This window comes from Paracoccus pacificus (genome assembly GCF_042680785.1).
Classification (GTDB): domain Bacteria; phylum Pseudomonadota; class Alphaproteobacteria; order Rhodobacterales; family Rhodobacteraceae; genus Paracoccus; species Paracoccus pacificus.
The window spans coordinates 57142-69706 of record NZ_JBHUEN010000008.1 but is presented as its reverse complement, the minus strand read 5'-3'; the positions used below and the strand labels follow the sequence as shown (position 1 = coordinate 69706).

Sequence of the window (12565 nt, the reverse complement as noted above, 5' to 3'; positions counted from 1 at the left end):
ATGACAAAGCTGAAACTTGGGCCACTCGTTGAAGACAAACTCGTGAAAGTGACGCTGGAATTGCCCGGCTCGCTCCACCGTGATCTGATTGCCTATGCCGAGGTGTTGGCTCGCGAGAGCAGCCAGCCCGCTGCCGATCCCGTCCGGCTGATCGTGCCGATGCTGGAGCGGTTTATCGCCACCGACCGCGGCTTTGCGAAGGCACGTCGTCTGGGGGGCTAGCTGGCTTCGCCGCCCCGAAGGGCAGCATTTCTGGGTGCTTCTCGAAGCGAGGTCATATACACGAATACTTTACATACGGCAGATGCGCTGTTCTGGTTACATGAGATGAGGGCTGAGGGTTTTTGGGGATAAACGTTTACGCCAACAAGACTGTGATCATCGATCACTCCCATCAGGAACTTGTGGACACTTCGCTCGAAGGAAATCCGACAGAGGGAGCGATTTATGGGCTACGGCTTCAATACGTCTTTCGCCGAAAAACCACGAAAGGACATGACCGTGATGGCAATCCGCTGGTTTACGCGCTCAAAGAGATGAACGGCTACCGTATGCAGCCAATGTACCACCAGATGCTCTACAAGCGCGCTGATGAGATCCTTGCCGCGTTCGTCGGTGATCTGGATGTCGATGCTCTCGTGGATGTCCCGTCGAGCAAGCCCCTATGCCGATTGTTTGCAAAGCGCGTCGCAGAGGTGTCGGGTTTGCCGCTCGTAGAATCGAACTTTCTGCGCAAGCGGACCGTCGGTGAGGTTCTGGACGCCATTGACGCCAGCTTTCCGCAGTTCACGAAAGATCGTGATGAAAGAGCTTTCAAGGCCGAACTCGGCCAACTGAGAAGGGCAAAACGGGACACGGATTTCCAGATGAAGGAAGTCACAAAACCGATGCGGCGCTTCTTTCAGCCGTTTACCGTAAGCGGAGAAGTGCCCGCCCTGGAAGGGCAGCGGATTGCGCTGATCGACGACCTTGTGTCGTCGGGAACATCTATTATCTCTGTGGCGGAATGTCTGCGAGAGCAGGGTGCGATCGTAGAGCGTGGGGTCTGCCTGCTGAGCGACTTGAACGCTGTGCGACCGTCATCATGATTGACATTCGAGGCCTGTTACGCTATTTCTCCACGCATCAAGACAGACCGTGCCTATGCCTCACGGTCTCAAAACATCAAGCACGGCGACGTGCAGGTCCGAGCGGCGCCCGAGGTGGCCATCCTGTAAGGGGAAAAAGCCTCACGATCAGGCATCGGCTGATCAGGTTCAGGAAGCCGTCACGCTGCGAAGCGTGGCGGCTTTTCCTTTTTGGTCCATCTTTGTCGATGAATTCCGGGCCTCCTTGAGGCTCTTTTGGCGACAGCAGGCTTGTGCGTTGCGCCCCTGTCAGAGTCGCGCTGAGCTGATTAGACAGCAATTTGGAGCGAATGTCGGTATCGGTAGTTGCGTGCCCCCGCAACCAACGATAATTGCGAAACCTCCGCTGACACCGTCGCGGAGGTTTTTGCATTTTTACCCTCATTCCGCAGCGATCGGCTGTTGCGCCCTCCCGCAACCAACGATCCCGGCGATAGCAGGTTGTCCAAAGCCTCGGCCTCCGCAAGGAAGTCGGGGTTTTTCTTGCCCGCCGCAAACCGCAGGATCGCACCGAGGTCGCCGCGCAGGACGATGGCTAGCTCGCCATTGTCGGGAACCAGCGTCACCTGATCGACCAGCGACCGAAAGGTCTCGGCAGCGCGAGTACGACCGTCTTCATCTTGCAGATGTTCGTAGAGTTGGCCGATCCGCTGGGCATAGAGACCGGCCATGTTCGGATGCATCAGGGGAGGCGGCTCGTCGGCATTGGCGAGTTTGTCCGCCAGTTCCGCCTTGCGGGCTTCCAGCCCAGTCATCTTCTCCTTCATGGAAGGGTGATACATGCCATCGGTGATCGCATTGATGATCTGGGAAATCTGCCTGCTGATCTTGTCCAGTTCCCGTTTCCAACCCTCCAGATCGGCGCCGCGCTCGATGCGCAGCCGATTCACCTCCCTGGTGAACTCGGTACAGAACTCCTTGAACAGCGCGGGATCCATCAGATGCTTGCGTAGCCCGTTGAGGATCGAGGCTTCCAGCGCGTCGCGCCGGATGTTGAGCCGGTTGTCGCAGGTGCCCTTGTTGCGCGCCGTCGCACAGCCGAGCAGATCCTTCGAGATCATCGTATAGCCGCCACCGCAGCAGCCGCATTTGACGAGGCCGGCGAAGAGATGCTTCGGGCGACGCCGGTCGTTCAGGGGATTCGGGCTGGTCTCGACCACATCGTAGGCGAGGCGGCTCTGCCGTGCCTTGACCGCATCCCAGACATCCTGGTCGATGAGCCGCAGGTCGGGAACCTCATGGACGACCCAATTGCTTTCCGGGTTCAGGCGGGATACGCGCCGACCGGTGTCGGGGTCCTTGATATAGCGCAGCCGGTTCCAGACCAGCTTGCCGATATAGAGTTCGTTGTTCAGGATGCCGGTGCCGCGCTTCGGGTTGCCGTGGATCGTTGATGGTCCCCATTCGCTGCCCTGCGGCCCCGGTACGCCTTCGCGGTTCAGCGCCATGGCGATAGTGCGCGATGATTTCCCCTCGAGATAATCGGCAAAGATGCGGCGCACGATCCCGGCCTCAGTCTCGTTGATGGTCCGGTCGCCGCGGACGGCTTCCCCACGATCATCGAACTTCTTAACCACGTCATAGCCGTAGCAGAGACCGCCGCCGGATTTGCCATCCTCGACCCGACCGCGCAGCCCACGGCGGGTCTTGTCGGCCAGATCCTTCAGGAACAGCGCGTTCATCGTGCCCTTCAACCCGACATGCAGATGGGTGATCTCGCCCTCGGACAGGGTGAACATCTTAACATCGGCATAGGTCATGCGCTTGAAGATACCGGCGATATCCTCCTGGTCGCGTGAGAGGCGGTCCATCGCTTCGGCCATGATCATGTCGAAGCGGCCGCGCAGGGAATCGGAGATCAAGGCTTGAACACCCGGCCGCAGGATCATGCTGGCGCCGGAGATGGCGTGATCGGTGTATTCCTCGACGACGGTCCAGCCTTCCTTTTCGGCACGCAGGCGACACATGCGCAGCTGATCGGTGATCGAGGCGTCACGCTGGTTGTCGGACGAGTAGCGGGCGTAGAGCGCGACCTTCATGCGGACACCTCAGTCTGGGAGGCGGCCGCCCGCCAATCGGGCCGTCTCCTGTTGGACGAAATCGCCCGCAGCCTGCCGGGCGAGTTGCCGGACGAGATCGGCGAGGCGGGGGTCGGGGTTGCGGGTGCCAGCAACGCGCGCAACGGCTTCATCGGTGGTCTCGGTGACCAGCCGAAGCTTCGATGCGGTGGTTTGTCGTTGCCGTGCCATTCCCGTGCCGATCCCTGAAGAGCCTGCACAGAGACTACGCAGCATTTCCAATGCGTTACAGAGAAGCGCCCGGCGGCGTTCGGCGGGGAATGGAGGGCTGGGTCGGGCATTGGCGTAGTCCTGAGCAGCATGGCGTCGCAAAAATACTGGCGCGACGATGTGCGAATTTGCGGCTCGCCAGGAGATTTGAACATCTGCTCGCACAGCGCGACGTTCCAGCCATGTCCTGAGGTCAGTCTAATGCGGGCAGGGGGCAGCTGCAATACTTGGCTGGGTCGACAGTTGGACCAGGTGGCCTGACCCCGAGCAAGAAGGAGAGTGTCCGCTCTTCTGTGTATGACTGATCCGGTCCATGCTTCCTGAGAGGAGCAAGGACGATGACGATTTCCAACGAGTTGCTGGACGAGCTGCTGAAGGGCTGCAAGCGGCCCGAGGATCTGCTTGGCGATAGCGGGCTGATGAAGGAGCTGAAGGTCCGGCTGATGGAGCGGATGCTCGGGGCGGAACTGACTGCGCACCTTGGCTATGAGGTCGGTGCGGAGCCTCCAGCCGAACAGACCAACCGCCGGAACGGGGTTGCGACGAAGCGGGTGAAGGGCTCGGACGGCGAGGTGCCGCTGTCGGTGCCGCGCGACCGCGACGGCAGCTTCGAGCCCGAGCTGGTCAGGAAGGGCCAGACGCGGATCGACGGGGTGGATGACAGGATCATCGGCCTTTACGCCGCCGGTTTGTCAGTGCGCGACATCCAGGCCCATCTGGAGGATCTTTACGGCCTGCGGGTCTCTCCCGACCTGATCAGCCGCGTCACAGATGCCGTTCTGGAGGAGGTCCGGGACTGGCAGCACCGGGCGCTGGACCGGATGTATCCGATCGTGATCTTCGACGCCCTGCGGGTGAAGATCCGCGATGCCGACAGCCGGATGGTCAAGAACAAGGCGGTCTACATCGCGCTCGGCGTGACCCGGGAGGGGGAGCGCGAGGTTCTCGGGCTCTGGATCGCCGACAACGAAGGTGCCAAGTTCTGGCTGTCGGTGATGAACGAACTGCGCAACCGCGGCGTCCAGGACATCCTGATCGCGGTCGTGGACGGGCTGAAGGGCTTCCCGGAAGCCATCACCGCGGCCTTCCCCGAGACCACGGTCCAGACCTGCATCGTTCACCTGATCCGGCATTCGATGAACTACTGCAGCTGGAAGGACCGCAAGGCCGTGGCCGCCGACCTGCGCCCGATCTACGAGGCCCCGACCGCCGAGGAGGCCGCCCGCCAGCTGGACGCATTTGAGGAAAACTGGGGCGGGAAATACCCGTCCATCGGACCGGCCTGGCGCCGGGCATGGGCAGAGGTCATCCCGTTCTATGCCTTCAGTGCCGCGATCCGGAAGATCATCTACACCACGAATGCTGTGGAATCGCTAAACCGGGTGCTGCGGAAAACACTGAAGACGAAGGGTTCATTCCCCACCGAGGAGGCCGCCACGAAGCTGATCTTCCTGGCCATCCGCAATTTCGAGAAGGGCGGGCGCGCGGTCAGGGAATGGGTTGCCGCCCGAAATCAGCTGGCCATAATGTTCGCCGGGCGCTTCGACGCCTGACCGTATCTGAAAACCGCATGGGCCAGATCAGATACACAGAGTTTCAGACACTCCCGCAAGAAGGGCAATTCTAGAACGGAATCTCGTTGTCCGAAGTGGTGTTTGCTGAGTCCCGGTCGGCCTCGATCCGTTCGATGAAGGAAAGCGATGCCAATACGCAATCGACGATGAACCGCGCCTCCGAAACAGCAAGGAGGTCGTTGTCATGCGCGAAAGAGCGCTTGTTGCGCGCGTCATTGAGACCTTCAAAGAGCTTATGCTGAACGCGCAGGGTCGGTAGTGCAAATTGGCTCACTACACCTTCATCTCGCACCGCTTTGCCATATGCACCGAAAATGGCGTGTAGTGGTGTCGATGGATCACACGGCATACCTCGATCCGCTAGCAGTGCACGGAACCGCTTCACGCAGTATGTGTGTATGCGATCGAGTGCCACATCAGGCTTGTTGCCGATCAGATCCCCAGCGATCGACGCTCGTAGCTTGGGCAAAGTCGTATCGCTCGAGAAGTCCTTGAACGCCTCGTCCAGATTAAGCGATGAGGAGTTCTCCAACTCGTTGGTGAACTGTTCGAGCCACATCTTGAGTCGCGTCTCCTGATCGGAATTGTCTTCCACGAAACCGTCCAGGCTACAACGATAGTCCCATAGTGCGCGAAGGACGCGAGCAACGAGGCGTGGCTCGGCGACCTCGATAAAACCCCTCAGCGTCTTGCCCTTGCTATCGCCCTCGATCTGATAACGTTCGTCAAAAATATTGAAATCGAAGAATTCTTCAAACCATTCACCCATGGTCCGGTCAGAGAAATTCAGAACGTAGCCACCACCACTGTGAAATATCTGGTCGAAGGTGATTCTGTGCTGCGGCGTCAGCCGGCGTGTTCGACCGAGTATTTCCGGTTGCTTATTGGGATCTGGAGCGGTGCTTTGCATCATTCCTCAAGATAGTCCGAGGGGTACAGGTCGCGCAACTTCGAGAGGGCACGTACCGCCGCTTGACATCTCGAACTCGACCGAAGCTGCGCTAGGTTAGGAGCGACCGGCTTGCCCCGCAACTCCGGCTTGTCGCGCTGCTCGACCGAGGCATAGAACGCATCCATATCCACATGGATGATCTTGCCGATATTCCTGTCTGGCTCGGCGGCCTCCCCGATCTGTTCTCCCGATCCCGACATGCTTCGTCGTCAACCTGTCGGAGTTGCCGGTTTTTCGATACCTTCCAGCCGATCGGCGGGCAAAGGTCGTTGCAGGGCCTTCGCCTCGCGCCAGTCGGCCGTCAGCCAGACCTCCACCTCGTCGGAATTGGTCAGGATCACTGGCATTGCCTTGGGATGGATCGGCTTCACCACTTCGTTGGCATCAGTGGTGAGGAAAGCGAAGAGTTCATGTTCGCCCGGTCTCGGCGTGCGGTTCGATCCGCGCGTCCCTTCCCATCGGGTCCAGATCCCGGCGAAGAAGAACAGGGGCTGCGCCTGGTCGAGCGCGAACCAGTAGAGTGGTTTGCGCTTCGTCACCGGATCAGGCACCTGCCCGTATTCCGAGAACGCCGTCGCCGGGACGACGCAACGGTGCTCAACCCCGAGCCACTGTTGCCAGTGCCGTATCCAGGTCTTGCGAACATTGGTGACGCCGGTGTCAGGCGCGTCCGGGGTCTTCAGATGCTCGACCGGCGTGGGCATTCCCCATGTAAGGCGAGCAAGCTCCAGCCCGCCATCGGTTTTGCGCACGACCGGCGCGGGCCGGTCGGGATAGACGTCGAGGATCGGTTCCAGATTGCCGATACTGTCGTGGGTGAGCGCCACGAAATCCCGGATCGCCTGCTGGTTGGTGGTCAGATTGTAGAGATTGCACAAACCCGCTTCTCCGATTTTGCGGCCATCATACGCCAGAAGTTCCGGCAAGGCTTCCGATCACATCTTACGAGACTCAGATTGACTCCCGCCGCGCACTAGAACAAACAAAGAACATAACGACAGGATTTGCCCTTGAGAAGATCCGGAGCCTGCCTTCCAGATGCACGAGCTCGCCATCAGTCCAGCCATTGCGGCCCTTCGTGTGCGAATCGCGCAGCTTGAAGGTGATGGCGCTCGCGCGCGGGAAGTGCTGCCCTTCGGCGTTCCGTCTCTGGACCGCAAACTGCCCGGTGGTGGGTTGGCTCTTGGCTGTCTGCATGAGGTTGCGGGCGGCGGCAACGGCGCCGTGGACGGCGCGGCGGCGGCCTGTTTCGTGGCCGGGATCGCCGCGCGGACCCAAGGCAAGGTGCTGTGGTGCGTCGCCCAGCAGGATCTGTTCGCGCCGGGCCTGGAACAGGCCGGCCTGCCGCCCGATCGCGTCATCCATGTCGAGGCCGGCGATGACAAGTCGGTCCTGGCCTGCATGGAGGAAGGCCTGCGGCACGGTGGGCTGGGCGCGGTGGTCGCCGATATTGCCCGGCTGCCGATGACCGCCTCGCGGCGGCTGCACCTGGCCGCCAAGGAAAGCGGCACCATCGGCCTCGCCCTGCGCCGCTGGCGGCGGCAGGCCGAGGCCAGCGATTTCGGCCAGCCGACGGCGGCGATGACCCGCTGGCGGATCTCGGTGCTGCCGTCCCGGCCTTTGCCCGTGCCCGGCGTCGGTCGCGCGCGCTGGCTGATCGAACTGATCCGGGCGCGGGCGGGAGAATCCCTCGATATCGAACTGGAGGCGTGCGATGGCTCGGGTCATCTCGGTCTTCCTGCCGACATGGCCGACAGACCGGCTGCGGCGGAAGGCCGGCGACACAGCGCCGCCAGTTGAGGTGCCGCTCATCATTGCAGGACGTGATCGTAACCGCCGTATCGTGACGGCGGTCGACGCGACCGCGCAGGCGCTCGGCCTGCGGGTCGGCATGCCCGTCACCAAGGCGCAGGCGCTGGTGCCGGGACTGGTGATTGAACCCGCCGACCCAAAAGCCGATGCCGAAAGCTTGGAGCGCCTCGCGCTCTGGGTGTTGCAACGGATCGCGCCGATTGTGGCGGTCGATCCGCCGGACGGGATCGTGATCGACTCTACCGGCGCGGATCATCTGCATGGCGGCGATGCGGCGATGCTCGATGCGCTGATCGGGCGGCTCACCTTGTCGGGTGTGTCTGCACGGGCCGCCATTGCCGACACCTGGGGCGCGGCCCATGCGCTGGCGCGCTATGGGTCCAATCCGGTGCTGATCGCCATGCCGGGGGCCAGCATCGACATGCTCGCGCCGCTGCCGCTGGAGGCTCTACGGCTGTCGCCCGCGATCCCGGCTGGCCTGCGCGATCTGGGGTTTTCCCGGATCGGCGATCTGATCGGCCAGCCCCGCGCGCCCCTGACGCTGCGCTTCGGGCCGGAACTGTCCCGTCGGCTGGATCAGGCCCTGGGCAACAGCGCCGAACCCATCGAGCCGCTGCGCCCCGAGGACATGATCGAGGCGCGGCGCAGCTTTGCCGAACCCATCGCCGCCGCTGAGACCATCGCCCGCTATATTGGAAAGCTGGTCGCAACGCTCTGCGAGGCGCTGGAGACCCGCGGCCTCGGCGTGCGCCGCCTCGACCTGCTCTGCCACCGGATAGACAGCCGTGTCGAGACCGTCCGCATCGGCCTCGCGCGGCCGGTGCGCGACCCTCAGCGCCTGACCCGGCTGCTCTGCGACAAGATCGAGACCATCGACCCCGGCCTCGGCATCGAGATCATGACGCTGACGGCCACGCTGGCGGAACCCATGACCGAGCGCCAGGCCGTGAGCCACCTGATCGAGGCGCCCGAGCCTGACCTGTCAGGCCTGATCGACACGCTCGCCAACCGGGTCGGCGCCCGCGCGATTTATCGCTTCGCGCCGGTGGCCAGCGATGTGCCCGAGCGATCCGTCTGCCGCATTCCGGCCCTGGCGGAAGAGACCGGCGCGGGCTGGCCCGATCACTGGCCGCGCCCCTCGCGGCTGTTGCCCCGTCCCGAGCCGATCGAGACCATGGCGCTGCTGCCCGACCATCCGCCGAACTGGATCTCGTGGCGCGGCGTGCGGCGGCGGGTGCGCCGGGCCGATGGCCCCGAGCGGGTCTTCGGGGAATGGTGGAAGCGCGATGCCGAGCTGGTCGCGGTGCGGGATTATTTCCGCATCGAGGATGACGCTGGCGAACGCTTCTGGATCTTCCGCGCCGGTGACGGCGAGGATGTCGCCACCGGATCGCATCGCTGGTTCCTGCACGGGGTTTTCGGATGAATGCGCCCCGCTATGCCGAATTGCAGGTCACCACGCAGTTTTCCTTTCTGCGCGGGGCCTCTTCGGCCGAGGAATTGTTCGCGACGGCGGCGGCGATGGGGATCGAGGCGCTGGCGGTGGTGGATCGCAATTCGCTGGCGGGCATCGTTCGCGCCCATGAGGCGGCGAAGGCAACCGGCATCCGGCTGATCGTTGGCTGCCGCCTCGATCTCGCCTGCGGCATGTCGGTGCTGGTCTATCCGACCGACCGAGCGGCCTATGCCCGGCTCTGCCGGCTGCTGACGCTTGGCAAGGGCCGGGCCGGCAAGGGCAAGTGCCACCTGGAATGGGCCGATCTCACCGCCTATGGCGAAGGGCTGATCGCGGTGCTGGTGCCGGATGATGCCGATGAATACTGCGGGTTCCGATTGCGCCGTTTGCGCGATGCCTTCGGCGACCGGGCCTATCTGGCGCTGACCCTGCGCCGCAGGCCCAACGACCAGATGCGGCTCTGGGAGCTTTCGCAACTGGCGCAGCGGATCGGCGTGCCGACCGTCGTGACCAATGACGTGCTGTTCCACGAGCCTGGCCGGAGGATGCTGCAGGATGTGGTCACTGCGATCCGCCACAACACCACCATCGACCAGCTGGGCTTTCGCCGTGAGCGTCATGCCGACCGCTATCTCAAGCCGCCCGCCGAGATGCGCCGGCTCTTCGCCCGCTGGCCCGAGGCGCTGGCCCGCACCATCGAGATCGCCGACCGTTGCCGCTTCAGCCTGGATGAGCTGCGTTATCAATATCCGGAGGAACGCGACGATCCCGCACTGACCCCGCAGGAAACACTGGTGCGGATGACCTGGCAGGGCGCGGCCAACCGCTACCCCGAGGGCGTGCCGGATGAGGTGACGGCGGCGTTGCGCCATGAGCTGACCCTGATCGGCAAGCTCGATTACGCGCCCTATTTCCTGACCGTGAACAGTATCGTCCGCTTTGCCCGGTCGCGCGGCATTCTCTGTCAGGGGCGGGGATCGGCGGCGAACAGCGCCGTCTGCTATGTTCTCGGCATCACCGCCATCGACCCCGGCCGCAACGATCTGCTGTTCGAGCGCTTCGTCTCCGAGGAACGCCGCGAACCGCCGGATATCGACGTCGATTTCGAGCACGAACGCCGTGAGGAAGTCATCCAATGGGTCTATGAGAACTATGGCCGTGACCGGGCCGCGCTGACCGCCACCGTGACCCGCTATCGCTCCAAGGGCGCGCTGCGCGATGTCGGCAAGGCCATGGGGCTGCCCGAGGATCTGATCCAGACACTCTCCGGCCAGCTCTGGGGCTGGTCCGAGACCGGTGTCAACGATCAGCAGCTTCGTGAGTTGAACCTCAACCCGGAGGATCGGCGTTTGCGCCTGACCCTTGATCTGGCCGCCCAGCTTCGCGGGGCGCCGCGGCATTTGTCGCAACATCCCGGCGGCTTTGTCCTGACCCATGACCGGCTGGACGAGTTGGTGCCGATCGAACCCGCCGCCATGGCGGATCGCCAGATCATCGAATGGGACAAGGACGACATCGACGCCTTGCGCTTCATGAAGGTGGATGTGCTGGCGCTGGGGATGCTGACCTGCATGCGCAAGGGGCTGGATCTGATCGTGGAACACAAGGGCATCGCCCTTGATCTGGCGACGATCCCGGCCGAAGATCCGCGCACCTATGCGATGATCCGCAAGGCGGACACGCTGGGAACCTTCCAGATCGAAAGCCGGGCGCAGATGTCCATGCTGCCGCGCCTGAAGCCGCGCACCTATTACGATCTGGTGGTGCAGGTCGCCATCGTCCGGCCTGGCCCGATCCAGGGCGATATGGTCCATCCCTATCTGCGCCGCCGCGAGGGGTTGGAAGAGGTCGATTATCCGACACCCGAACTGGAGAAGGTGCTGGGCAAGACCCTCGGCGTGCCGCTGTTTCAGGAACAGGCGATGCGCGTCGCCATTGAATGCGCGGGCTTCACCCCCGGTGAGGCCGATATGCTAAGGAAGAGCATGGCCACATTCAAGCACACCGGCGGCGTCTCGAAATTCCGCGCCAAGCTGATCTCGGGCATGGTTGCCAAGGGCTATGAACAGGACTTTGCCGAACGCACCTTCCGGCAGTTGGAGGGCTTCGGCTCCTACGGCTTTCCCGAAAGCCATGCGGCAAGTTTCGCGCTGATCGCCTATGCCTCGGCCTGGCTGAAATGCTGGCATCCCGATGCCTTCTGCGCCGCGCTACTGAACAGCCAGCCGATGGGATTCTATGCCCCGGCCCAGATCGTGCGCGATGCGCGCGACCATGGCGTCGAGTTGCGCCCGATCTGCGCCAATGCCTCCCGCTGGGATTGCACGCTGGAGCCGACCGGCAACGAGGCGCGCTTTGCGGTTCGGCTTGGCCTGCGCATGGTCAAGGGGCTTGCCAATGCCCATGCGGCGGCGATTGTCGCCGCCCGTGCCGATCAGCCATTTGCCTCGGTCGAGGATCTCTGGCGGCGGGCCGGGGTTCCGGTCGCCGCATTGGTCCACATTGCCGAGGCCGACGGTTTCCGCCCGCCCTTCGGCCTCGCGCGCTGCGAAGCGCTTTGGGCGATCAAGGGGTTGCGCGACGAGGAACTGCCGCTGTTTGCGGCAGCCTCGGCACGCGAGGGCCTGACGGTTTCAGAGATATCGGAGCCGTCCATCGCCCTGCGGCCGATGGCGGCTGGCGGCGAGGTGGTCGCGGATTACAGCCATACCGGCCTGTCGCTGCGCCGCCATCCGGTTGCCTTCCTGCGCGAGGCTCTGCGCAAGCGCCGCATCGTCTCCTGCGCCGAGGCGATGTGCGCGCGCGACTGCCGCTGGCTGGAGACGGCGGGGATCGTCCTCGTCCGCCAGCGGCCTGGTTCGGCCAAGGGCGTCATGTTCATCACGATCGAGGACGAGACCGGCATCACCAATCTCGTGGTCTGGCAGAAAGTGTTCGAGTGCTATCGGCGGGCCATTCTCTCATCGAGCATGATTGCCGTCAGGGGGCGCGTTCAGCGCGAGGGCGAGGTCGTGCATCTCGTTGTCCATCGGATCGTCGATCTGTCGCGGGATTTGGCCAGCGTTGGGCAACGCGACGTGGCGGCCCTCCTGCCGGATGGCAGAGGAAGCGAACTCCACCAAGAATCTCCGACGCCTGATCTGCGCGGTCAGCCACCGAAGGGGCTGCGGGCGTGCAGTATGGCTGTGCCCGACCCGCACGTCGACGCGATCAGGGTAAAGACGCGGGATTTTCGGTAATGGTCGGAACCTTTACGACACCCAGCAACCTCGCATTGACCGCAGTTGCAGAAAACGAAATCGGCTCTTTGCGGCCGCACGACCGCACAGAGGCTAACTTCTGCTTTCCTTAGCCAG

General features: G+C 63.1%; 11 protein-coding genes. 7 read left to right on the top strand and 4 right to left on the bottom strand.

What is annotated here, in order from left to right; all coding sequences use genetic code 11:
- Positions 1-222 (top strand): DUF2274 domain-containing protein, encoded by a 222-nt coding sequence (locus ACFSCT_RS03390; RefSeq protein ID WP_379140100.1) that lies wholly within the window; start codon positions 1-3, stop codon positions 220-222.
- Positions 223-404: 182 nt separating this feature from the next.
- Positions 405-1088, top strand: a complete 684-nt coding sequence (locus ACFSCT_RS03385; RefSeq protein ID WP_379140099.1) for a type I phosphoribosyltransferase — start codon at positions 405-407, stop codon at positions 1086-1088.
- A 308-nt stretch (positions 1089-1396) separates the two neighbouring features.
- Here the strand turns inward: ACFSCT_RS03385 and ACFSCT_RS03380 are convergent, their stop codons facing one another.
- A complete protein-coding gene (locus ACFSCT_RS03380) occupies positions 1397-3166 on the bottom strand; it encodes a recombinase family protein (protein WP_379140097.1) in 1770 nt (589 codons plus the stop codon).
- A gap of 51 nt (positions 3167-3217) precedes the next feature.
- On the opposite strand from ACFSCT_RS03380, the gene ACFSCT_RS03375 reads away from it, so the two are divergent.
- A complete protein-coding gene (locus ACFSCT_RS03375) occupies positions 3218-3394 on the top strand; it encodes a hypothetical protein (protein ID WP_161906020.1) in 177 nt (58 codons plus the stop codon).
- A gap of 359 nt (positions 3395-3753) precedes the next feature.
- Positions 3754-4968, top strand: a complete 1215-nt coding sequence (locus ACFSCT_RS03370) for an IS256 family transposase (protein WP_379140095.1) — start codon at positions 3754-3756, stop codon at positions 4966-4968.
- 70 nt (positions 4969-5038) lie between these two features.
- On the opposite strand, the gene ACFSCT_RS03365 is transcribed toward ACFSCT_RS03370, so the two are convergent.
- Genes ACFSCT_RS03365 through ACFSCT_RS03355 form a run of 3 tightly spaced genes read right to left on the bottom strand, consistent with a single transcriptional unit; the run spans position 5039 to position 6867 of the window.
- On the bottom strand, positions 5039-5902 hold the full coding sequence (locus tag ACFSCT_RS03365; protein ID WP_143794790.1) for an abortive infection family protein: 864 nt from the start codon (positions 5900-5902) through the stop codon (positions 5039-5041).
- A complete protein-coding gene (locus ACFSCT_RS03360; RefSeq protein ID WP_058098288.1) occupies positions 5899-6141 on the bottom strand; it encodes a Y-family DNA polymerase in 243 nt (80 codons plus the stop codon). The genes ACFSCT_RS03365 and ACFSCT_RS03360 overlap by 4 nt, the downstream gene beginning before the upstream one ends.
- Before the next feature lie 9 nt (positions 6142-6150).
- On the bottom strand, positions 6151-6867 hold the full coding sequence (locus ACFSCT_RS03355) for an SOS response-associated peptidase (RefSeq protein WP_255471297.1): 717 nt from the start codon (positions 6865-6867) through the stop codon (positions 6151-6153).
- Positions 6868-6979: 112 nt separating this feature from the next.
- Here ACFSCT_RS03355 and ACFSCT_RS03350 point away from each other — a divergent pair, with 112 nt between their 5' ends.
- Genes ACFSCT_RS03350 through ACFSCT_RS03340 form a run of 3 tightly spaced genes read left to right on the top strand, consistent with a single transcriptional unit; the run spans position 6980 to position 12448 of the window.
- On the top strand, positions 6980-7741 hold the full coding sequence (locus ACFSCT_RS03350; protein ID WP_058098286.1) for an ImuA family protein: 762 nt from the start codon (positions 6980-6982) through the stop codon (positions 7739-7741).
- Positions 7656-9179, top strand: coding sequence for a Y-family DNA polymerase (locus ACFSCT_RS03345; protein ID WP_143794789.1), 1524 nt, complete (start codon positions 7656-7658; stop codon positions 9177-9179). The genes ACFSCT_RS03350 and ACFSCT_RS03345 overlap by 86 nt, the downstream gene beginning before the upstream one ends.
- Positions 9176-12448, top strand: coding sequence for an error-prone DNA polymerase (locus tag ACFSCT_RS03340; RefSeq protein WP_310459386.1), 3273 nt, complete (start codon positions 9176-9178; stop codon positions 12446-12448). Before ACFSCT_RS03345 ends, ACFSCT_RS03340 begins: the two co-directional genes overlap by 4 nt.
- The last annotated feature ends 117 nt before the right edge of the window (positions 12449-12565 follow it).